The 21,498-nt window shown below is 73.2% G+C and carries 17 protein-coding genes and 1 pseudogene; 6 read left to right on the top strand and 12 right to left on the bottom strand.

Translation table 11 applies throughout. From position 1 onward, the window contains the following. Positions 1–13: 13 nt before the first annotated feature. The 3 genes and pseudogenes from QF030_RS36520 to QF030_RS36510 all read right to left on the bottom strand — a co-directional run. Positions 14–1,486 carry a VWA domain-containing protein gene (locus QF030_RS36520; RefSeq protein ID WP_307166839.1) on the bottom strand — a complete coding sequence of 491 codons (1,473 nt, stop codon included), beginning with the start codon at positions 1,484–1,486 and terminating at the stop codon, positions 14–16. An 8-nt stretch (positions 1,487–1,494) separates the two neighbouring features. Then, entirely contained in the window at positions 1,495–2,871 is a 1,377-nt protein-coding gene (locus QF030_RS36515) for a hypothetical protein (protein ID WP_307167819.1), read from the bottom strand. A 60-nt stretch (positions 2,872–2,931) separates the two neighbouring features. Then, positions 2,932–3,429: pseudogene (locus tag QF030_RS36510) on the bottom strand (hypothetical protein); the annotation flags it as partial. A 314-nt stretch (positions 3,430–3,743) separates the two neighbouring features. Between QF030_RS36510 and QF030_RS36505 the strand changes: the two are divergent. Beyond that, positions 3,744–5,999 carry an ATP-binding protein gene (locus QF030_RS36505; protein WP_307166838.1) on the top strand — a complete coding sequence of 752 codons (2,256 nt, stop codon included), beginning with the start codon at positions 3,744–3,746 and terminating at the stop codon, positions 5,997–5,999. Positions 6,000–6,301: 302 nt separating this feature from the next. Further along, the gene (locus QF030_RS36500; protein WP_307166837.1) at positions 6,302–7,282 is read left to right on the top strand and encodes an AraC-like ligand-binding domain-containing protein; all 981 of its coding nucleotides are present in this window, start codon (positions 6,302–6,304) and stop codon (positions 7,280–7,282) included. A 48-nt stretch (positions 7,283–7,330) separates the two neighbouring features. Here the strand turns inward: QF030_RS36500 and QF030_RS36495 are convergent, their stop codons facing one another. The 3 genes from QF030_RS36495 to QF030_RS36485 all read right to left on the bottom strand — a co-directional run bounded on the left by QF030_RS36495 (position 7,331) and on the right by QF030_RS36485 (position 9,257). Continuing rightward, positions 7,331–7,732, bottom strand: a complete 402-nt coding sequence (locus QF030_RS36495) for a hypothetical protein (protein ID WP_307166836.1) — start codon at positions 7,730–7,732, stop codon at positions 7,331–7,333. 25 nt (positions 7,733–7,757) lie between these two features. Then, a complete protein-coding gene (locus tag QF030_RS36490) occupies positions 7,758–8,366 on the bottom strand; it encodes a flavin reductase family protein (RefSeq protein ID WP_307166835.1) in 609 nt (202 codons plus the stop codon). 69 nt (positions 8,367–8,435) lie between these two features. Then, positions 8,436–9,257, bottom strand: a complete 822-nt coding sequence (locus QF030_RS36485; protein WP_307166834.1) for an anti-sigma factor antagonist — start codon at positions 9,255–9,257, stop codon at positions 8,436–8,438. An 84-nt stretch (positions 9,258–9,341) separates the two neighbouring features. Between QF030_RS36485 and QF030_RS36480 the strand changes: the two genes are divergently transcribed. The 3 genes from QF030_RS36480 to QF030_RS36470 all read left to right on the top strand — a co-directional run bounded on the left by QF030_RS36480 (position 9,342) and on the right by QF030_RS36470 (position 13,006). After that, positions 9,342–9,689: a helix-turn-helix transcriptional regulator gene (locus tag QF030_RS36480; protein ID WP_307166833.1), complete on the top strand. Its 348-nt coding sequence runs from the start codon at positions 9,342–9,344 to the stop codon at positions 9,687–9,689. Between the two features lie 258 nt (positions 9,690–9,947). Beyond that, on the top strand, positions 9,948–11,687 hold the full coding sequence (locus QF030_RS36475; protein WP_307166832.1) for a C40 family peptidase: 1,740 nt from the start codon (positions 9,948–9,950) through the stop codon (positions 11,685–11,687). Between the two features lie 125 nt (positions 11,688–11,812). Next, complete coding sequence (locus tag QF030_RS36470) at positions 11,813–13,006, top strand: cytochrome P450 (protein WP_307166831.1); 1,194 nt, start codon at positions 11,813–11,815, stop codon at positions 13,004–13,006. Positions 13,007–13,016: 10 nt separating this feature from the next. Here QF030_RS36470 and QF030_RS36465 read toward each other — a convergent pair whose 3' ends face one another. Beyond that, positions 13,017–13,190 carry a hypothetical protein gene (locus tag QF030_RS36465; protein ID WP_171401266.1) on the bottom strand — a complete coding sequence of 58 codons (174 nt, stop codon included), beginning with the start codon at positions 13,188–13,190 and terminating at the stop codon, positions 13,017–13,019. Positions 13,191–13,382: 192 nt separating this feature from the next. Here QF030_RS36465 and QF030_RS36460 point away from each other — a divergent pair, with 192 nt between their 5' ends. Next, positions 13,383–14,018: a class I SAM-dependent methyltransferase gene (locus QF030_RS36460; protein WP_307166830.1), complete on the top strand. Its 636-nt coding sequence runs from the start codon at positions 13,383–13,385 to the stop codon at positions 14,016–14,018. A 26-nt stretch (positions 14,019–14,044) separates the two neighbouring features. Here QF030_RS36460 and QF030_RS36455 read toward each other — a convergent pair whose 3' ends face one another. The 5 genes from QF030_RS36455 to QF030_RS36435 all read right to left on the bottom strand — a co-directional run bounded on the left by QF030_RS36455 (position 14,045) and on the right by QF030_RS36435 (position 21,214). Further along, a complete protein-coding gene (locus tag QF030_RS36455) occupies positions 14,045–14,617 on the bottom strand; it encodes a phosphatase PAP2 family protein (RefSeq protein WP_307166829.1) in 573 nt (190 codons plus the stop codon). Beyond that, positions 14,610–15,962 (bottom strand): diacylglycerol/lipid kinase family protein, encoded by a 1,353-nt coding sequence (locus tag QF030_RS36450; RefSeq protein WP_373428940.1) that lies wholly within the window; start codon positions 15,960–15,962, stop codon positions 14,610–14,612. Before QF030_RS36450 ends, QF030_RS36455 begins: the two co-directional genes overlap by 8 nt. A 97-nt stretch (positions 15,963–16,059) precedes the next feature. Then, positions 16,060–17,871 (bottom strand): tetratricopeptide repeat protein, encoded by a 1,812-nt coding sequence (locus tag QF030_RS36445; RefSeq protein WP_307166828.1) that lies wholly within the window; start codon positions 17,869–17,871, stop codon positions 16,060–16,062. Between the two features lie 228 nt (positions 17,872–18,099). Next, positions 18,100–20,094 carry a DUF1996 domain-containing protein gene (locus QF030_RS36440; RefSeq protein WP_307167817.1) on the bottom strand — a complete coding sequence of 665 codons (1,995 nt, stop codon included), beginning with the start codon at positions 20,092–20,094 and terminating at the stop codon, positions 18,100–18,102. Positions 20,095–20,290: 196 nt separating this feature from the next. Further along, positions 20,291–21,214 carry a hypothetical protein gene (locus tag QF030_RS36435; RefSeq protein ID WP_307166827.1) on the bottom strand — a complete coding sequence of 308 codons (924 nt, stop codon included), beginning with the start codon at positions 21,212–21,214 and terminating at the stop codon, positions 20,291–20,293. Positions 21,215–21,498 lie beyond the last annotated feature (284 nt).

Genomic DNA, 21,498 nt, shown 5'->3' with positions numbered 1-21,498 from the left:
GGAAACGGGCGGGTCAGGTGAGGAACGTCTTGAGTTCGTGGACGAGCTTGTCGATGTGGCCGGAGATCACCGGTGTGCCGAGGGTCTTGAACCGCTCCCGGAACCAGGGGTTGACCTCCTGCCGGCCGGAGCTGGTCACCGAGCCGACGGGGATGAACTTCACGCCGGAGCGGTGGACTTCCTCGATGCCCTCGAACAGCGGCTGGGAGCGGCCGAACTCGTAGAAGTCCGAGATCCACACCAGCACGGTGTTCCTGGGCTCGGCGATCTTGGGGCGGGCCATGGCCATGGCCACGGGGCCGTCGTTCCCGCCGCCCAGCCTGGTCCGCAGCAGCACCTCGAACGGCTCGTGCACCCAGGGGGTGAGGTCGATGGCGCGGGTGTCGTACGCGATGAGGTGCACGTCCACCTTGGGCAGTCCGGCGAAGATCGACGCCAGGATGGTGCAGTTGACCATGGAGTCGACCATCGAGCCGGACTGGTCCACGACCACGACGAGCCGCTGCGGTGTCGTTCTGCGGGCGGTGTGGCGGTAGTAGAGGCGGTCGACGTAGAGGCGTTCCTCTTCGGGGCTGTAGTTGGTGAGGTTCTTCCAGATCGTGCGGTCCAGGTCGAGGTTGCGGTACACACGCTTGGGCGGGACCGAGCGGTCGAGCGCGCCTACCGTGGTCTTCTCCACCTGCGTGCGCAGCACGTCGGCGACCTCGTCGACGAAGCGGCGGATCAGCGACTTGGCGTTGGCGAGGGCGACCCCGGAGAGGTTGCTCTTGTCCCGCAGCAACTGCTCGACCAGCGACATGCTCGGGGTGAGCCGCGCGGCGAGTTCGGGGTCGGCGAGCACTTCGCGCAGATGCATGCGCCGCACGAGGTCCGCTTCGATGGCGCCGAGTTCCGGGCCGAGACCGGGGACGGCTTCGCCGGCGCCGGGCGTCGTGCCGCTGCCGCCGCGCAGCTCCCCCGGCCGGCGGCCCAGGGCGCGCTCCAGCCAGCCTGCGTCGCTCTGCCAGCGGGACAGCTGTCCGGCACCGACGGCTCCCGAGCCGGTGGAGAAGACGTTCAGCAGCACCTTGGAGACAAGTGCCGCGCGCCGCACCTCCGCCGCACGATCACGCCCGTCGCCGTCGGCCACGGGGGCGGCCTCGGCGCCCGGGTCCGTGTCGCTGGTACCGGTGGCGGTGGCCATGTCGGTATCGGGGGTGGCGGTGTCGGGGGTGGTGGTATCGGGGGTGGCGGTGTCGGTATCGGTGGTGGCGGCGGCGGCAGGAACCATCACCCCGTCGAACTCCGGGGCCAGTTCCGGGTGGCGCTGGACGATCGAGTCGACGGAGGTCCGCGGGTCAAGCAGCGCGGGCGGCAGACCGATGTCCTCGACGACCGCGAGGCTCACCGACTCCAGACCGGCCTGCTCCTCGGGGTCGAAGAGGCGGGCCAGCAGCCGCCAGTAGAGGACCTGGCGGCGGTTGTCGTCGGGGACGGCTTCCGGCATGGGGTCGCTCATTTCCGCAGCAGCCTTCCCGCTCGCTCGCGCAGGACGGTCACGGCGTCGGTGGCGGCCTTCTCGGCCCGGACGCCGTTCTTGTCGGTGGTGCCGCCGGCCCACGCGCCCGCGTGGAGCGCGACGGCCTTCTTGCGCACCGTGGTCTCCACCGCCAGCGGCTGGAGGCGGAAGCCGCCGCCGTCCCAGCGCAGCAGACCGACGCAGGCGCGGGAGGCCGCCACGGCCTCGGGCGTGAGCGGGCTCGCGGTGGGGATGCGGTCGGTGTCGACGGGGAGCGCGTGTCCGGCCACGGTGAAGGTGAGAAGGTCGCCGTCCTGTCCGCGGGTGTAGCCCTCGAGGAACACCGGCTCGGCGAGGCGTGCCGGGTGGCGGTCCAGGGGTGCGGTGGGCAGGGCGGTGGGGGTCGGCAGGACGACCCGTGCGGTGGCGAGGGCGTCGGCGGGCTCGCCCGCACGGGCGCGGGTGTCGTCCCAGATGAGGTCGCCCTCGTCGGTGAGGGGCATGGCGTCGAGGTCCATGGCCCGGCCTTCGCCGAGGGCGGTGAGCAACGACAGGTGCGGCCGCAGCAACTGCCAGACGCCCGCAGCGACGACGGTGTCGGGCTTGGGCACGGACACGCTCGCGCGGACCAGCCGGGGCGCGGAGCCGTCGGCGGGTTCGAACACGGCGTGGACCTGGGCCTGCGCGGCGGTGCCGTGTTCGTGCAGGTCGACGCCGAGCGGCAGCAGACGGCCGGTGGCGGCGCGGACGGCGGGCCGCTCGGCGGCGCCCGGCATGGTCAGCAGCAGGGCGCGGGCCCACAGATCGCCCCAGCGGCGCGCGGGGATCCTGTCCAGGGCCGCGCCGGGGCAGGAGGCGGCGAGTTCGGCGGCGAACCCGTCGAGCAGGGTGGCCGCACGGCGCAGCTCGGGGTCGGGCAGCATCGCCGAGACGATGGGCGCCGCTCCGCCGGCCAGCTCGTGGTCGATGCCCTGCCATCCGGTACGGGCCAGGTCCGAAAGCCAGGTGCGGGCGGCTGCCAGCAGGTTCACCGCAGGGCGTGCGGCGGGAGCCGTGGCGGTCCGCTCCTCGCGCGTGCGGCCGGTCACCTCGTCGACGCCGACCGTGAGCCCGTCGTGCACGGCACCGAACAGGGCGGTGCGGGCGGCGGCGAGGGCGACGAAGTCGTCTTCGCCCGCGGCTCCGGCCGCGGCCCTCCCGGCGGCCTCGGCGACCCGGGCTGCCAGCGGGCTGCCCGCGACGGCGCGGACGAGCACGGTGAGATCGTCGACCCGTTCGGGACGCGGACGCAGCAGACCGGCGACCAGGGTCCGGTCGAAGGCGTCGACCGCCGCCAGGGCCTCGGCCAGTCCCTCGACGGGTGGGGTGAACAGGTCGGCGCGCTCCCCCGCGTTGGTGCCGTGCCCGCCCGGGGGTGTCTTCGGGGCGTCCGCCGCCCGGGTCGGCGGGAACCACTGGAGCTCCGGGAGCGGGGTGGTGACCGGGGGCAGCTCCAGGTAGGCCAGGTGGCGCAGGAACCGGCTGAAGACCGGTGCGGCGGCTGCCTTGCCGTCCGCCTGCGACGGGTGGGCGCCGGTCATCGCGGCGGTGAGGGCGGCGGCGTCGGGCTCCTCGCCCGTCGGCTCGACGCGCAGGTAACGGGCGACGCGGTCGGCGCCGTACTGGAGCGCGGCCTCGGTGATCAGCGCGCGGATGTGATTGCAGAACGAGCCCCGCGCGCCGCCGCAGGGACGGTTGTTGTTGGTGCTGCACGCGAAGGCGTAGGTGCCGGCGGCGACCGACGAGACGTACACCCGCTCGATGTCCGAGCCGCTGGAGACCACACCCTGCAGGCGTCCGTCGGCCAGTTCGACGAAGGGGACCTTGGCGAGCTTGCGGGGGCGTGCGGGCGGCACCACCCGGGCCGTACTCGAATTCTCCCAGTCGGACAACGCACCAGCTCCTTTGCGGCACAGGGCTCCGCACGCCGAATCGGCGCAGCACAGGGGGGTTGCCGCGCCCGATCGGCGGCGACAACGACGAACTTACAGGCGCCCACTGACAACGCCGTTCACGACAGCGGGAGGGCGCCGTACGTGACGACGGAAGGGCGCGGTGCGCGGCGGCGGGAGGGCGCCGTACGCGGCGGCGGGAGGGCGCGTCCGTATGCCGGTCGGTACGGGCCCCGAGGTTTCCGCTCTTCTAGAATTTCCGATGATCATGCCCGGGGGCGACGACGGGGGCATGTCGGTGCGAAGGGGTGGCGTTGAGCGGGGAGCAGGCGGCGTTCGGGGCGCTGCTGCGGGAGTTTCGGCTGGCCGCGTCGCAGACCATCGAGGGCCTGGCGGAGGCGTCGGGCGTGAGCGTGCGGGGCATCGGGGACCTGGAGCGCGGGCGGCGGGCGGCTCCGCAGCGGCGGACGGTCGCCGCGCTCGCGGACGGTCTGGGTCTGGCCGACGCGTCGCGGGAGCGGCTGCTCACGGCCGCGCGGGCCGGGCGCGACGGAGGCTACCGGCCGGTGGGCGTGCGGGCGTTCCCGCGCGGCGTCGACGACTTCGTGGGCCGGGAGGAGGAGCTGGCCCGGCTGGCGGCGCTCGCGGGGCACGAAACCGCCGCCCAGCCGGTGGTGGTGGCGGTGTCCGGGCCGCCGGGCACGGGCAAGACGACGCTGGCGCTGCACGCGGCCCGCGGTCTCGCCGACCGGTTTCCGCACGGGCAGCTGGTCCTGGACCTGCGGGGCACGGACGACGACCCGCCCGGTCCCGCCGAACTGATGCTGCGTGTGCTGAAGGCCCTTCAGGTGGCCGACCGGGACCTGGCCCAGGCCGGGCCGCAGGGCCATCCGGAGCTGTATCGGCAGCTGTTGGCGGAGCGGCGCTGTCTGCTGGTCCTGGACGACGCGCGTGACGAGGGGCAGGTGCGCCCGCTGCTTCCCGCGGCCGGGGCGGGCATGGTGGTGGTGACGAGCCGTCGCATGCTGACCGGGCTGGACAGTGTGCACCGGCTGCCGCTCGGTGAACTGGACCCCACGGCCGCCGCCGAGCTTCTGGCCTCCCTCGTCGGAGCCGATCGGGCCGCTGCCGATCCGGCCGCCCTCCGTGCGGTCGCCGAGCGCTGTGGACACCTGCCGCTCGCCCTGCGAGTGGCGGGCAACTGGCTTGCCACCCGCACCGGTTGGAGCGTTCGCCGGCTCGCGGACCGCCTCGCCGTCGAGGAGCGGCGGCTGGACGTGCTGGCGGCCGGGGACGTACGGGTGGCCGCCGCCTTCGACCTGTCCTACCGCCAGCTGACTCCCGCGGCCGCCCGGCTGTTCCGGCGTCTGGCCCTGATCCCCGGCCAGGACACGGCGGCGCCCGGTGCCGCCCGGCTCACGGGCCGGCCGGTGTTCGACGCCGAGGACACCCTGGAGGAGCTGGTCGAGACCGGGCTGCTGGGGACGGACGGCGACCGCTACCGCCTGCACGACCTGCTGCGCTTGTACGCCCGCACCCGTCTCGAGGCCGAGGAGAGCGCGCGGGACGTGGACCGGAGCCGCACGGATCTCTTCCGCTGGCTGCTGGAGACCGCGGTCGTCGCCGGCCGCTGGTTCGAGCCGGGCCACGGAGCTCCGCCGTCCACCTGGCGGGGAACGGTGGACCTGTCGACCGCGGGGCTGGCCCGCGCCTGGCTCCAGGCGGAGGGCGACAACTGGCTGGCCGCACTGCGCGCGGCCGAGGCCGCCGGAGAGCACGCGACCGTGGTGGAGGTGGCCGAGGCCCTGCACTGGTTCTCCGACCAGTGGATCTTCTGGGGGCACTGGCCCGAGGTCTTCGGTACGGCCGTCCGCTGCGCGCAGGCGCTGGGCGATCCGGCGCTGGAAGCCACTCAGCTCAACTACCACGCCTGGGCGCTCCTCGTGTGCGAGCGACGCCACCGGGACAGTCTGCTGCGCTCCGCCGAGGCCCTCGCCGCCGCGGAACGGGCGGGCGACGCGGGCCAGCAGGGCTGGGCCCACATGTATCAGGGCTGGGCACTCCAGCAGCTCACCGACCTCGGTCCCGCCGCCGACCACATGCAGCGCGCCGCCCGCCTGTTCGAAACCGTCGGTGACCTGCACGGCGGCCTGCAGGCCCGGCACGGGCGGGCCATCGTCCTGGCGAAACAGGGCCTGACCGAGGAGGCGCACGCGTTCTACCGGGACACGCTCGCCCACCTGGAGCAGGTCAGCGACCGGCTGGAACCGCACATCGCCGACATCACCCGGATCGGGCTGCACGCGGGCCTGGGCCGCAGCTTCGGCGTGCTGGAGCGCTGGACGGAGGCGGTGGACCACCTGACCACCGCCGTCACGATCTGCCGGGCCAGCGGCAACACCGCGCTGGAGAGCCGTCAGCTCGTCCATCTCGGCAACGCGCTGCTGTCCGCCGGACGTCCGGCGCGCGCCCGCGCGGCCTTCGCGCACTGTCTCTCGCTCGGTGTCCATGCCGACCCACGCGCCGTGGCGGAGGCGCGCGACCTCCTCGCCCGTCTCGACGCACCCTGACCCGCGCCTCCGTCCCCGGTCCGCCGCGACACGGGGACGGGGCGACGGCGGCGCGCGCCGTCGACGGCGAGGCCCACGCCGTGCCGCCCATCCTGCTCCGCCGGACTCCCCCTCGTCTTGTCCCGGAGCGCACCGCGCTGTTCTCTCGGCGCACAGCGGCCGGACGTTCCGGGGCCGTCCGCGTTTCTGCCTGCTTCCTGCCTGGAGCCGGTCATGGGGCGCTGGTTGGCTGAGGGCGGCGGGAAGAACGGGGCCGTCCGCCCGCGCCCCGCCGGTTTCGCCCAGACGGAGAGGAGAGCCAGGTGGCCCTGGTGCTGACGACTGCTTCGGTTCCCGACGGGGAGCGGCTCGCGTACTGGCGGGACGCGGTGGGCAGAGCGCTGGTGCCGATGGCCGTCACCGCACGGCACGACGGCCCGCTCGAGGGCCGGGTCTCCACCGAGCGGCTGGGCTGCCTGCGCATCGCCACGATCGAGGCCGACGCGCAGCGCCTGAGCCGCACACGGGCGCACCTCGCCGTCGCGGCCCCGGCCCCGGCCGTCGCGTGCGTGGCGATCGGCGTCCAGACGGCAGGCACGGCGACCCTGGTCCAGGACGGCCGCCGGGCCTTCGTGGGCGAGGGAGACCTCATGGTCTACGACACGGGACGGCCGTACTCCCTGGACTTCCCGGGGCGCTTCGCCACACACGTCGTCCACCTGCCGCGGCGGGCGCTCGGCCTGCCGGAGGAGCACCTGCGCCGGTCGGCCGGGATCGCGATCAGCGGAACGGCGGGCTTCGGCGCCCTGCTGGTGAACTTCCTGACCTCGCTCACCGCCTCGGTGCCGCCCTGCGCCCCGGCCGTGGCCACGAGACTGGCCACGGGTGTCGTGGACCTCGTCGCCACCCTGGTCGAGTCCCGGGACCCGGACGACGCGACGCAGGACGCTGACCCCGCGGACCATCTCGTCCTGCGGATCCGCGACCACATCGACCGCAACCTCGGCGATCCGGGTCTCTCCCCGCAGACCGTCGCGGCCGCGCACCACATCTCCGTGCGCTATCTGCACCGGCTGTTCGAGGGCGAGGGCATCACGGTCGCCCGGCTGGTCCAGCGGCGCCGGTTGGAGCGGTGCGCCCAGGAACTGCACCGGTCCGACGCGCCGGCGCCCACGGTGTCGGCGATCGCCCAGCGCTGGGGTTTCGCCGACCCGGCCCACTTCAGCCGGGTCTTCCGCGCGGCCTACGGACGCTCCCCGCGCGAGTGGCGCGGAGCGCGGGACGAACTGCTCCCGACCGGCTGACCCCACCGGCTCGCCGACCGGCCCCGAGGGCGGTGAGGAACGGCTCCGTCACGCGTCGGCACGGCCTCGGCCGGACGCCCACCTGTGCAGCAGGGCCGTCGCGGCGACCGTGGCCGCCGCCGTGCCGACGGCGCACAGACCGCCGCGGGAACGCCAGGACAGCACCGAGCCGGTCGAGTGGGCGGACAGCACCGAGCGCGCGCTCAGCCAGGAGCCCGCGGAGACGAAGGACACGGCGGAGCCCACCGACCCCACGGACAGGAAGCTCCCGACCGAGGCGACGGAGAGGGAACTGCCCACGGAGCCGATGGAGAGGAAAGAGTCGACGGAGCCGATCGACAGCGCCGAGTTCTTCGACCACAGCGAACGCCAGGAGCCTTCGGCGGCGGCCCCCTCGCCCACGGCCCGTGTCACGGCGTTCGTCCCGGATCTCGTGCTGGGTCTGGTCATGCTTCGATCATAGGAGCGGAGGGGGTCAGGAGGGCGGCCAGTCGCGGTAGGCGATACGGGCCCGGTCGTGGATCTCGCCGACGGTGCCCCACTCGTTGCGGCCCAGCCGGGCCAGGGGCCGCAGGAGCCGGATGTCGGGGTGTCCGTCGACGACGACGTCCTCGCGCACGGCGGCGTGCACGACCTCGCCGAGGACGAGCGTGGAGTTGCCGACGCCGAGTGTGGAATGCAGCCGGCATTCCAGAGCCACCGGGGAGGCGGCCACGCGGGGCGGCTTCACCCGCAGCGAGGGCTCCCGCTCGATACCCACCGCGTCGAACTCGCCCTCGTGCGCGGGGAAGTCGGTGCCGGTGGCGTTGATCTGGTCGAAGAGCGGCTCGGACGCGAAGTTGACCACGAACTCGCCGGTGGCCTCGACATTGCGCAGCGAGTCCTTGCGCCCGACGGAGGTGAACTGGACGATCGGCGGGTCGGTACAGGCGACCGTGAAGAAGGAGTGCGGGGCGAGGTTGGCCGTGGTGCCGTCCGCCGCCAGGGTCGACACCCAGGCGATCGGCCGGGGTACGACGACGGCGGTGAGGAGCCGGTAGAAGGCTCCCGCGCCCAGGGACCCGGGATCGTAGTCAACGCGCATGTCGGCCAGTTCTACCCGACCGGGGCCCGGGAAGCGGAATCGGGTCGTCGGCCCGACCCGTCGCTCCGGTCAGGTCGGGGCCGCCTCCGCCCTCACCTTGGCCACCGCCGCGGCCACCTGCTCCTGCACGTCCTCCGCGGGCGGTTCGCCCAGTACGGCGGTGACCAGGTCACGGGCTAGGTGGTACAGCTTGGTGTTGGTGTTCTGGGAGGCGAGGACCAGAACCCGCCAGGCCTCCTCGACACCGAGCCCGAAGGACGCCATGAGGATGCCGCGGGCCAGGTCGATCACCGGGCGGGTCTGCATCGCGCGCCTTAGCTGGACGACCTCGATGCGCAGCTCTTCCAGGGCGCTGTCCTGCGAAGCGCTGCCGTCCAGGGCTTCGATCAGCGCGGCGTCACGGCCGGCCTCGCCGCCGCCGGCCCCGTCTCGGCCGACGGCGTGGGGGCGGGTGTCGTCGAACAGCGCCCGGGTGCCGGTGAGGGTCAGCAGCCGTTCGACCGCGGGACCGACCGTGCGCAGGACGACCGTCTTTCCCTGTTCCAGGCTCCGCTCGTGCAGGTCGAGCAGCACGTTCAGCGCGGAGCAGTCGCAGAACGCGACATCGCCGAGCTCGAGGTCGACGCCGCCCACCGCGGCACCGAGCGCCGCACGCAGGGTCTGTGCCAGCTCCTCGGCAGAGTCGAGGTCGAGTTCGCCCCGCACCTCCACGACGACACGGTCGCCGTCGGGGCGGACATCAATCCGGGGCGCGGGGCCCGGGAGAACGGGGATCGCGCCGTTCTCCTCCGCGCCGGAGCGGGCCTTGCCGCCTCCGGCGTTCGCACCACAAGCCGATTCCGCCATGACCGCCTCCCCGGTCGGTCCGCTGGTCACCACCTCCAGATTCACCCCGCCCTCCGTCACACGTCAACAGATACACGAAATAAAGTTCCGGCCTTTGAGTACGTGAATTCTAAGCCGTACAATCAGCCCATGGACGGAGTGCCCGAGTCACACAACGGTTGGACGTTCCTCACCAACCACGCCCGCGTGTTGGCTGCCATCGCCGACAACCGCAGCGCCCGCATCCGGGACCTCGCCGCGCACTGCCGGCTCACCGAACGGGCGGTCCAGAAGATCATCGCGGACCTGGAGCAGGACGGCTACCTGTCCCACAGGCGGGAAGGGCGAGGCAACACCTACCGGGTCGAGCCCGGCAAGGTGCTGCGCCACCCCGCCGAGGCGGGACTGAGCGTGGCGGCTCTCCTGTCACTGCTGGCCCAGGACGACGCCGGCCGCGCCGGGCACCCGCAGACCGGGGCGACCAACCACCGTTCGTGACCGGTCCGGGTCCGTGACCGGTCCGCGACGGTCCGTGCAGCGGGCAAACCTGGTGGCGGCCATGAGAGACGAAGGTCACGAATACGTATCGGACATTTGGCGCTTCAATCTTCACGCCAGCCACACAAGTTGGCTAAGTTGACGCCCAGGCCGTACGACTGCCCGTCAGGGCAGGGGGCTTGGGGGGCACCTGGCAACAAGGGTCGCCCGGATTCCGCCGCCGAACGGCAGGCGGAGGACGGAAGGAGAACGTCTTCCATGGCGACGGATCGCAGCCCGCGCTCCCCGGGCAGCAGCACCGATGAGCCGAGCAAAGCGGAGGTCCAGCAGCGGGTCAGCTCCCTCTACGACCGGGCCGAGAGCGACACCGGCGCCTACAACATCACGCGCGCCCAGTCGAGCCGGTCCCGCGGGAGGGTCACCTCCGTCGCCAACAGCGGGCGCGGATCCACCGACCCGTCGCTCGAAGCGGTGGCCAAGCAGTGGTTCGACGTGGCACGCGGCAGGGTCGGGCCGGTGACGCCCGCCGTACTCCCGGCCGACCGCCGCCCGGCCCGTCCGGCCCCGACGGCACGCCCGGCGAGTGCCCCGGAGCGCCCCACCGACCGTTCCGTCGTACGGGAGCCGGAAGCGGCGACCCGACGCGTCCCTGAACTGACCGCGCGCGCCGTCGCCGCCCTCCCCGCCGCACCCGAGCCGCGCCGGCAGGAGTCCAGGGCCCTGCTGCCCGCCGTCCCCGCCCAGGCCCCGGCCCCCGTGCCCGCCCGGGCCGGGACCCCCGCCGCCGCCCCCACGGACCGGCAGTCTTCTCTCAAGAACACCAAGGAGCAGATCGGGCGGAAGCTCAGCACGGCCCGGGACGTACTGGCGCGGGCTCTCGCCCAGCCCATGCCGTCCTTGCCCGCGCCGGCCCTCCCGGCCCCCTCCTCGCCCGCACCCTCCCTGTCCACACCCTCCCTGTCCCCGTCCGCCCAGCCCACGGCCGTCCTGCCGACGATCGGGACGCAGCCGGCCGAGTCGCTTCCCCTCCAACAGCCCTGGGACACCGCGGAACAGCAGGCGTTCCGCGCCGAGATCTCCGCCGCGTGGGCGGGACGGTCGCAGGTCGCCGCTCCCGGCACGGTGTCACCGACCGGCGCGGACGGGCTTCTCCCGACCGGTGAACCCAACTTCGCCGCACCGGTGTCGGGCTTCATGACATCCGACACCGCCTTCTCCGCTCCCGCTCCGGAGTACCTGGCTCCGGAACTCGGTTACACCACACCGCCGTCCGGCTACCCGATACCCGAACTCGGCCTGCCGATCCCTGAGTCCGGCTACACGACTCCCGACGTCGCGGCCCCGGTCGCCCCCGTGCCCGGCTATCCGGCACCGGAACTCGGGTTCGCCACAGCGCCGTCGGCCTACACGACGTCCGAACTCCCGCTCACCGTGACGGCGTCCGGCTTCGCGGCGACCGGTCTCACGCCTTCCGCGCCGCTGCCGGGCTACCAGGACTCCGCGGCGGACATGCTGACCGCCGGTGCAGGCCACCCGGCCTCGCCCGGCCTCGCGGCCCCCGCCGCCCCGCTTCCCCCGGCCGCTCCCCCGGTCGTCGCCCCCGCCGACCTCACGGTCAGCGCCACCGGGACGGCCTACCTGGGGAAGGCGGACAAGGCGCTCGCCTTCGCCCGGGCACAGATCGGCCGACCGTGCGTGTGGGGAGCGACAGGACCGGAGTCCTACGACTGTTCCAGCCTGACGCAGGCCGCGTGGCGGACCGCCGGGGTGACCCTGCCGCGCTCCGCCATCGACCAGGCGAAGGCCTTCACCAGGATCAGCCTGGCCGAACTCCGCCCCGGCGACCTCGTCTTCTTCTTCGACGACCTCAGCCACACCGGCCTGTGCACGGGCAACGGCATGATGATCCACGCTCCGGGCCCCGGCACGTACATCCGCGAGGAGGCGATCCTGCCGTTCGGGGAGGGCGCCCTGCGCGGCGCCGTCCGGCCCGCCTGAGCTCCGGCGCGCCCCGCGCGGCGGGAGACGTGGCGCCGGCCGGTGCGGGTGTGGCCGGTAATGGGGCATCGCGGGGGCGGCCGCCGAGGCGACACTGGCGTCCGGCGGGACGAACGGGGGGCGCGATGGGCGACGCGCGGGAGAGTGTGCGGAAGGTCGAGCGGGGGCACGGCCGGCCGGGCTGCCCGGTGCGCCGGGGCGCGGACGGGACATGGGAGGTCCGTGGGTACGCGGCCGCCCGTGAGGTGCTGCGCGCCACGGAGACCGTGCAGGCCGGACTCGGCGTCGAGACCGTGGAGAAGCTGCCGGCGCGCGTCCGCCGTCCGGTGCTCTACCAGGACGGTCCCGGACACCGTGAACAGCGGCGGCAGACCGCCCGGTTCTTCACGCCACGGCGCGTGGACGAGCACTACCGCGAGCTGATGACGCGGGTCGCCGAGGAGCAGACGGCGGCGGTCCGGGCCGCCGGTACGGCGCAGCTGTCCGACCTGAGCTTCACCATGGCGATCGAGGTGGTGAGGGACATTCTCGGGCTCACCCACAGCCGCCCCGGTCTGAAGGCCCGGCTGGAACGCTTCTTCCCCGAGGAGTTCGGGCAACCGGGGTGGACCAGCCTTCGGGGTCTCCACTGGCTGCTGCGCCAGAACACGAACTGGTTGCGCATCCATCTCGCCGACGTCCGCCCGGCGATCCGCGCACACCGGCGGCAGGAGCCGCCGCGGGACGACCTGATCTCCCATCTGCTGGCCGAGGGATGCTCGGGCGCGGAGATCCTCGGCGAGTGCCTGACGTACGCGGCGGCGGGCATGGTCACCACCCGTGAGTTCATCTACGTCGCCGCCTGGCATCTGTTCGACGACCCGGAGCTGCTCGGCCGATACCGCGCGGCCGCGGAGCCGGAGCGGCTTGACCTGCTCCGGGAGATCCTGCGGCTCGAGCCCGCCGTGGGCCGCCTGTCCCGCCGGGCCACCGCGCCGATGCGGGTCGGTGAGGCGTCGATCGGCGCCGGCGAGCTGCTCACCGTCTTCGTCGACGAGGCCAACGCGGACCCGGACGCCGTCGGCGGCGACCCGGACCTGCTGCGGCCCGGCCGGTCGCGGGACCTGGGGCCCGGCCCGGCGGGGCTCGCCTTCGGCGACGGCGCCCACCGCTGTCCGGGCGCCGCTGTCGCCGTCCTGGAGGCGGACGTCCTGCTCAGCCGGCTCTTCGCGCTGGACGGCCTCCGGATGACCGGCAGGCCGCGCGTGTCGTTCAAGGACGAGATCGGCGGCTACGAGATCAGGGGACTGACGGTGACGGTGCCGAGGTCGCGGAAGTGAGCCGCCGCCCTCAGCGCATCGCGGAGTTCGGGCGCGCCTGGGCCCGCCTGGCGTTGTTGTAGGCGCGCAGGAGGTGTTTCGAGACGGCACACGGCGACATGTCGAAGTGACACTGGCGGCAGGTGCGCACGTGCTCCTCATAGGCGGTGCGGGACTCTTGCAGGGCGTCCTCAAGCGAGGGCATGGGGTCCTCCGAACGAAGCGACGGTTACCCGGGGGCCTCAGCTACTCACCAGTAGGGCCCGCGTCAAGAGGATTGGATCATGTTACTTACGGTAGTGGAAAATAGGATTCCGGCCGTTTCCGAGAGGGTGAGACCCCCGCCGGTGCACCATGACCGCACGGGGTCACACCCACCACCACGAAGGGATCCGGCTTGGACGGCGAGGACGGCGGGCAGCGTGCGGCGCGGGTGTTCGACGCGTTGGGGCCCGTGTACGAGAAGGCGTTCGCCCACTCGGAGGCGCACCGCAGATCCCTGGAATGGCTGCTGGGGCGGCTCGCCCCGGGCGCTCGGGTGCTCGACGTCGGCAGCGGGACCGGGCGGCCGACGGCCGAGACGCTCGCCCGGGCGGGCCACCACGTGCTGGGCGTCGACGTCTCCCCCGTCATGGTGGAGCTGGCCGCCCGGCAGGTGCCCGAGGCGGAGTTCCGATGCCTCGACGTACGCGAACTCCCGCTGAAAGACGGCTCATTGGACGCCGTCTGCGTGTACTTCTCACTGCTTCAGCTGGAACGGGCGCAGCAGTCCGAGGTGATCGGGCGGCTGGCTCGGGCGCTGCGGACGGGGGGCAGTCTCGCTCTCGCCACCGTGCCGCTGGACGTGTCGGGTGTCGACGCCGTGTTCATGGGGCAGCCCGTGCGGGTGACCAGCTTCGCCGCCGAGGCTCTCGTCGACGTGGTCACCGGGGCCGGCCTGACCGTGCTGGCCGAGGAGAACGTGGTGTTCACCCCCGACCATCCGGAGGCGGTGCCGGAACCCCACCTCTTCCTCCACTGCGGCAGGCCGTAGGTCCGTTTGGGCGCCTCTCGGCCCGCTCAGGCGCCCTTACGGCCGGTGACCGCCAGGACCAGCGCCGCCGAGCCCGTGCCCAGCAGCGCTCCGGCCACGACGTCGCCCGGGTAATGCACCCCGGTGTGGACCCGTGAGTAGCCCACCGCGCAGGCGAGCAGGCCCAGCGGGACCGCGGAGACCGGCAGGGTCGGGCCGACCGCGGCCGCGAAGGCGACGGCCGAGGCGGTGTGCCCGGAGGGGAAGGACGCCGAGTGCGGCATCGGCACGTGCCGCCCCGGGAACGGCGAGTCCTCGGCGCGGTGCGGCCGCGGCCGCCGTACGAGCTTCTTGCCGAGGAGGTTGGCGGTGGCCGAGGCCACCCCGATCGCCGCGACTCCGAGCACGGCGGCGCGGCGCGGGCGGCGGCCGCACAGGGCGAGCGCCGCGGCGACGCCGAACGACAGCTTGGAGTGGTCGGCCGCCGCGGACAACCGGCGCAGCGCGCTGTCCAGGGTGGGCGTCCTGGTCACGGTGACCGTCTCGTACAGGGCCTGGTCCATCGTCGCGAGGTCACGGACCAGGTGCGAGGTGGGGAGCTTCGGCTGACGGTCAGACATCGTAGGCCTCCTTGATCGTGCGAGGGTCGGAATGGCCGAGCGCGAGGCGGACGACGCGCCGCCAGTCGACCGTGGGGGGCGCGTAGGCCGCGCCAGGGCGGTGCCGGGGCACCCGGACCCGCAGCGCGGCGGGCCGTACCGTGCACACGACGGGGGTGGCCAGTTCGAGTGCCTCGCCGTCGACGGCCACCGCGATGCGCTCACGATCCGCCTCGACGACGACGCGCCGGGACGTCAGCGAGGTGATGCTGCCCGCGCGCTCGCCGAGCAGCGCGAGTTCGGCGGCCTGGGCCGCGCCCTCCACCCGGACCCCGATCACCCCGAGCAGCCCGGCGTCCAGCCGGGGCCGGCGTCCGCCGCCGAGCGGGTCGGCGCGGGCGTAGGCGTTGTTGCTGACCAGGAGGGCCTGCGGCGCGTGCACACGGGCGTCGTCCGTCTGGACGTCCAGGGTCGGGCCGGCCTCGCCCTGGAGCAGGTCGGGCAGGTGGTCGAGTGCGGTGGCCGCCTTGGCGTCGCGGTAGTCGGGGCTCTGCACTATCTCCGCGTACGCCCCGAAGGAGACGGTGTTGACGAACGCCCGCCCGCTGACGTCCCCGAGGTCCACGCGGAGTTCTACGCCGTTGGTGAGGGCGTCGAGGCTGCGGTTGGGGTCGGTGCGGTCGAGGCCGAGGTCCATGGCGAAGTGGTTGCGGGTACCGGCGGCGATCACCAGGAAGGGCACGTCGTGCTCGGCGGCGACGGCCGCGACCAGCGCCTGGGTCCCGTCGCCGCCCGCCACGCCGAGCAGGTCCGCGCCCTCGGCGACGGCCTGCCGGGCCTCCGCCTCCGGATCGGTGTAGGTGTCGTCGGTGCCGAGCACGACCACCCGGGCGCCGAGTGCCTCGGCCCGCTCGACGAGGCCGTGCTTGACGACCTTGCCGCCGCCCGAGCGCACGTTCATGATCAGGACCGGCCGGCGCGGCGGCAGGGTCTTGCGGCCGTGCATGCCCTTGGGACGGCGCACACTGCGCAGCGAGGCCCGGGCCGAGGCCAGCGCCCCCGCCCACAGCGCCAACGCGCCGACCGCCACCGGCCACAGGCCGGACAGGGCGTACAGCACCACCACGCCCACCGGCGCGGTGACGGCCACCAGCCCGCCGAGCAGCCGGGCACCGCCACGGTGCGCCAGCATCCACCACACGCCCGCCCCCGCCAGCGCGAGGAGGACGAACCCGATGAGCAGGACCAGCCAGCCGCCGGTCCCCGCCCCCGCCACCACCACCGCGACACACGCGGCGACCAGCACGAGGGCGAGCCGGGCCCAGCCCCGCGCACGGGCGACGGCGTCCAACTGCGCCGGGCCGATGTGCGGCAGCGGCCATTTCTTCCCACGTGTGTCGTTCACCGTGCGCCTGCCATGCTCCGGGCCCCCTCTTGTGCGTCGACAGCGCCGACGATCCCGATCAATTGTCCATGGCGCAGCACCCGGATGTGACCGAGGTCCCGGTGCCGGCGCCCGTGTCGGTGCCCTTACCGGCGTCCCCGCCGCTGCCCGCGTCGGTGTCTGTACCGGTATCGGCGTCGAGACGGCAGAAGCAGGACGCCCTGACGGGTACGTCGGCCAGGGCGGTGGCGAACTTCAGCTGCTGGGCGACGATCCGTGCCTCGGCCTCCTTGCCCAGCCGGACCAGGCACTCGTGGTAGCCGTGCAGGGACCACACGTTGCCCGGATGCTGGGACGGGCGGGGCAGTGTGTCGTCCAGTCCGAGGTCCGCGCGGTAGACCGCCTCGGCCTCCTCGATCCGCCCCTGCTCCAGCAGCAGGGCGCCGTACGCGTGCCGGGTGGGCTGCATCCAGCCCCAGGGCTCGTCGTAGGGAAGGCGGTCGTCCAGTTCGACGGAGCGTTCCAGGGCGGCGAAGGCGAGGTCGTGGTTGCCCTTGCGGTACTCCAGTTCACCGTCGAGCATCGCGGACGCGATCGCGAGGATGTCCCGGCAGGTGTTGTTGAACAGCATCCGGGTCTCGGGCACCCGGTCGGCCGCCGAGCGGAACAGGGCGCGCTCGGCCTCGGCCTCGGCGATCCGGCCGGTGGCGGAGAGCGCGACACCGCGGGCGTAGTGGCGCATCGCGGTGGTCACGCTGTGCAGGACCGGGTCGGCGGGCGGCGGCACGTCGAGGACGTCCTGCCAGCGGCCGAAGCGGATCAGCACATGGAACCGCATGGTGCGGAACGCCTCCAGCCAGTCGGCCATGGGCGGGCTCTGTACGCGCAGCAGCTCCTCCGGGATGGAGGCTTCCAGGCGTTCCGCGGTCTCCAGCGCGGTCCCGTACCGGCCCAGGAACATCGCGCCGTAGATCTTGAAGTGGTAGTCGTGCGAGCGGTACAGCGTGTAGAAGTTCATCGCGCCGGAGCGCGTCCGGTACTTCTCGTCGGCGGCGATCGCGGCGGTGTTGTCCGTGACGACGCGCCGGTAGTCGCCGCAGAGCACGTCGAGGTGCGAGGGCATGTGCTGGAGGTGACCGGCGTCGGGGACCAGGCCGCGCAGCCGGTCGGCGACCTGGAGGGCGGCTTCGGGGGTGGGCGACATCTCCATGAGGTGGATGTAGAAGTGCAGGACGCCCGGATGCGTGGCAGCGGCCTCGTCGGCCAGCGCGCGGTCGAGCACCGCCTTCGCCTCCGGTGTGCGGGCGCCCTCGGCGGGCCGGCCCGTGCGCAGGTCCCACAGCTGCCAGGGGGTGAGGTTCATCAGGGCGTCGGCGTACAGGGCGGCGACGTCGAGGTCGTCGGGGGCCAGTTCGTGGACGGCCCGCATGGCGTCGGCGTAGGGCTCGTTCCACACCGAGCAGTCCTCGGCGGGCCGGCTCTGGGGACAGCGGGCGCGCAGCGCGCCGATCAGGGCCCGTTCGACGGGGGTGGCGGCCCCGGCCTTGGCGTGGGCGAGTTCGACGGCCTCGTGCGTACGGGCGACGGTCCGTGCGAGGTCCTGGTCGTCGAAGAACTCCCACGGTTTGTTGTAGTTGGGGCCGAGCGCGTAGGCGATGCCCCAGTGGGCCATGGCGCAGTCGGGATCGGCGCGGACCGCGGCCTCGAAGCAGACGACCGCCTCCTCGTGGTGGAAGGCGTACGACCACACCAGCCCGCGGTCGAACCACAGTTGGGCCTCGGCGGACGAGGTCGTCACGGACCGGCCGTGGGTGCCGAGGTCGTAGTAGTCCCCGGAGGTCGTGCGCTGGGTGTGCTGCTGCGGGTGCTGTGTGGACGCCGTGTGCTCCATGGGTCTCCCATCGTCGCGCGCGCTTCGAACGACGTATACCGCGCGGTCCGGCGCGGCGGCGGGGGCTCGTGGGCGGGAGCACCCGTACGGGGGCGCGGGAACGCATCGGTCGCACCGAGGGCCCGTCGGCGGTCCGACGGGCCCTCGGCGGAGTGACTCGATCTCCGTACTGAGCCCCGGAACGGGATCTCGGAAGGGGATCTCGGCACGGAAACCCAGTACGGGATCTCAGTACTTACGGCGTGCGTTGCGGAACAGAACGGCGAAGCCGGCGATCACCAGCAGGCCTCCGGCGGCCGCGGGCCAGAGGTTGGCGCCGGTCTCGGCGAGACCGCCCTGGACCGCCTGGGGCTCGGTGCCGCCCGGGGTGGTCGTGTCGGCGCCCGTGCCGGCCGGAGACTGCGACTGCTCAGGGGCGGTCTCGGGTGCGGCGGTCGCCGGAGAGCCGATCTCGCCGCCCGAGCCGGCGGCGGGCGCCGAGGTGGCCGCCTTGGCCGACGGCTTCGTGTAGACGCGCGGGTCGGTGGTGACGGTGGCGCCGCCGCCACCGTTGCCACCCGTGTCGGGCTCGGTTTCGGCGGGCTCGGTGGCCGCGGGCGCCTCGGGGGCCTGCGACGGCTCCTGCGTGCCCTCGCCGCCACCGTTGCCGGCGTTTCCGCCGCCGTTGCCGGCACCACCGTTGTCACCGCCGCCGTTGCCGGCACCACCGTTGCCGGCACCACCGTTGTCGGCACCGCCGTTGTCGCCGCCGCCGTTGTCACCGCCGCCGTTGTCACCGCCGCCGTTGCCGGCGCCGCAGGTGCGGCCGTCGTTGATGCAGTCGACCATCTCGCCCATCAGGTCCTCGTCGAAGACGTTGATGAAGTCGCCGTGGTCGGTCACCGGCTTGTGCAGCTGCTCGGGGAAGGAGTCCACGGCGAACAGCGGAGTCGTCTTGCCGCCGTCCTGGAGGCTCGGCGCGTCGACGTCGTACACGATGCGCTGCACCAGCTGCGGAACGGCCTTGAAGCCGTTCGGGCAGGTGCCGTCGGCGGCGGCGAAGGCCACGTGGGTGCGGTGGTTGGCACTGTCGATGTTGCTGCCGTCCCAGCAGCTCTGGAATCGGAAGCTGCGCACCACGTCGCTGCCGGCCGGGCAGAGCGGGTACTTGTCCTTCAGCTGCCGGTCCTCGAAGCCGGTGCAGCTCCAGGACGCGTTGGCGTTGGCCGTGCCGTTGACGAAGGCCTTGGCGTCACCGGTGATGACCCGGAGCAGCCGGGGCATGGCGGTGACCTTCTCACGCGGGTTGCCGACGAAGGTCAGCGTGACTTCCTTGGGCGTGACGATCTCGCCCGCGTTGCCCTCGATGCCACCGCCGGGGCTCTTCGCGTCCTTCTCCTGGTTGCCGTTCTGCAGGCGCAGCACGGGCCAGTAGTAGGTGGACCTGTCGCCCTGGTCGACACAGCTCGTGCCGGCGTTCGCCAGGTCGTCGTCGGAGGCGAAGGCGTCGTTGGACTGGTTGCCGACGTAGTCGTGGAAGTGGTGGGCGCCGTTGGTGACACCCGGCGCGACGATGACGTTGTCGGAGTTGAACACGCCGTTCGCGTTCACTCCGCAGCTGGTGGTGAAGGTGCCGCGGGAGGGGCCGGAACTGGGATCCGGGGTCTGCTGCGTCGGCTGGACGGCGTTGATGTCGGCGTAGTCCGCGGCGACGGGGCCGTTCCCGGCCTGACCGCCGTTGCCCTGCTGACCGTCGCCGTTCTGGTCTTCGCCGCCGTTCTGGTCGCCGTCGCCGTTCTGGCCGTCGCCTCCCTGATCGCCGTTCTGGTTCTCGTCTCCGTTGCCGTCGGCGCCTTCGTCGGCCTGGTCGTCGTTGGCGCGCAGGGTGCAGCCGGCGAGATCCTCCAGGCCCTCGGGGCGGTCACCGGCCCGGTCGATGGCCTCCGCGATGCGCTGGATCGTCGCGCCGCGCTTCTCCTTCAACGGGTTCATGACCGCGTTGTCGGCGAATTCGGCGTCCTGGCGTACCGACTCCGCCGACTCCTGGAGTTGGCGGTAGGCGGCGGCGATCTGCTCGTCCAGCTGGGCCAGTTCGCCGTCGACCTCGGCCGAGGCCTGCTCCGGAACGGTGGTCAGCTTGTCGCCGACGTCCGGGCAGTCGATGGTGACGGCGCTGTTGCCGCCCTGGGCGGAGTTGCCGTCGGAGCCGTCCTCGGTGGCCGAGGCATAGACGTTCACCCCCATCAGTCCACCGCCGCCGATGATGAGCGCCAGCGCCGCGAAAGTCGCGCGTCGCCCGCCCGTCTGGCGTCTGCGCCTGTTCTGTACCAAGGAGTGCTCCTACACGTCGTCGTCGGCGGCCTTGGGCATGAGATCCCCCGGCCCTATACGCAGACGGACACAGGAGCGTTCAACCGCACCACGAATTCATAGCAAGATCTCAGGCGGCCGCCGCGTCCTGGGTGTTCGTGGCGGCCTTTCGCCGGCAACGCCCCCGCTCGTGCAGCAGTCCGAGGACGACGGCGGCGGCCACCGCGATCAGGTGTTCGCGGCCGGCGAGATTGGGCTTGGCGATCGACTCGAACACCATCGAACCCCCGGTGAGCGTGAACACGATGGGCGCGTGACGGACGACCGAGAGATAGGTGAACAGTCCGACGACGGCCGCGGACGGGCCGGTGTCGAGCACCTGTCCGATCTCGGGTGGCAGTCCGAGACCCCACCAGCCCGGCCCCATCGCCATCATCACCCGCACGGTGAGGGTGCCGGCCAGGGTGGCGGCGTAGGCGACGAGGAGCGTCCTGCGGCGGCCGAGGGCGAGTTCGGCCAGGGCGAAGGCGAGGAACAGCTGGGTGATGCCGGCCCACACCGGCAGATCGAGCGCCGGGACGTACAGGGAGACCGGGGTGCGCAGCAGGGCGAGCCACAGCGGCAGGTCACCCTGGACCCCGCCAAGGACGCGCACCACCGTCTCCCCCGTGGGGTGCTGGGCGATGGCGTGGAAGAAGATCACGCCCGCGCAGGCCACGAACGCCAGCAGCAGCGCGGCGGGCCCGCGGCGGCGCAGCTGGCGCAGGGGATCGACGACGATGCCGTACCACTCACCCCGCAGTGTCCGGCCGACGAAGCGGGCGGCGCGGGCGAGCGCACCACCACCGCGCGGCCGGATCCCGGAACCGTCGGCACGCAGGCCGCCGTCCCCGGCGCCCGGGGAACGCAGCCCGTCCACGGCACGCTCGGCACCCGGCCCGCCCACGGCACGCTCGGCACCCGGCCCGCCCACGGCACGCTCGGCGCTTCGGCCGCCCTCGGCGCGGCGTTCGCGGGGCCGGGCCCGCTCCACCTCCGGACGAAGGATGCTCAAGGTTCCCCCCGAACACTCGTCGCGCGATGTCTCCTACGGTTCACGCTCTGGAGGACGCCAAGACGGCCCGCGAGGATCAGTCACGCCCGGGCCGTGTATCTCACATCCCGCCCGGACGCCGGTGGGGTGCGGCCGGGGCGATCCGGGCGGGGCGGGTGGGGCGGAAGATGACCGGTGCGCTCGACGGCGCTCGATGACACCCGGTCAGGTCCGCGTGACGCACGTGGGTTAGTGTCGCTGCCGTGGAACGCACTGACCAGCGGAACATGACCCCGGCCACGTCA

This window comes from Streptomyces rishiriensis, assembly GCF_030815485.1.
GTDB lineage: Bacteria > Actinomycetota > Actinomycetes > Streptomycetales > Streptomycetaceae > Streptomyces > Streptomyces rishiriensis_A.
The sequence above is the reverse complement of the archived record's forward strand: the minus strand, read 5'-3'. Positions and strand labels throughout refer to the sequence as shown.

Bases quoted from the DNA above. Each gene is read 5' to 3' on its own strand.
- QF030_RS36520 (WP_307166839.1), bottom strand. From the start codon at position 1,486: ATGCCGGAAGCCGTCCCCGACGACAACCGCCGCCAGGTCCTCTACTGG.
- QF030_RS36495 (WP_307166836.1), bottom strand. From the start codon at position 7,732: ATGACCAGACCCAGCACGAGATCCGGGACGAACGCCGTGACACGGGCC.
- QF030_RS36490 (WP_307166835.1), bottom strand. From the start codon at position 8,366: ATGCGCGTTGACTACGATCCCGGGTCCCTGGGCGCGGGAGCCTTCTAC.
- QF030_RS36480 (WP_307166833.1), top strand. From the start codon at position 9,342: ATGGACGGAGTGCCCGAGTCACACAACGGTTGGACGTTCCTCACCAAC.
- QF030_RS36475 (WP_307166832.1), top strand. From the start codon at position 9,948: ATGGCGACGGATCGCAGCCCGCGCTCCCCGGGCAGCAGCACCGATGAG.
- QF030_RS36470 (WP_307166831.1), top strand. From the start codon at position 11,813: ATGGGCGACGCGCGGGAGAGTGTGCGGAAGGTCGAGCGGGGGCACGGC.
- QF030_RS36465 (WP_171401266.1), bottom strand. From the start codon at position 13,190: ATGCCCTCGCTTGAGGACGCCCTGCAAGAGTCCCGCACCGCCTATGAG.
- QF030_RS36455 (WP_307166829.1), bottom strand. From the start codon at position 14,617: ATGTCTGACCGTCAGCCGAAGCTCCCCACCTCGCACCTGGTCCGTGAC.
- QF030_RS36445 (WP_307166828.1), bottom strand. From the start codon at position 17,871: ATGGAGCACACGGCGTCCACACAGCACCCGCAGCAGCACACCCAGCGC.
- QF030_RS36440 (WP_307167817.1), bottom strand. From the start codon at position 20,094: ATGGGGGTGAACGTCTATGCCTCGGCCACCGAGGACGGCTCCGACGGC.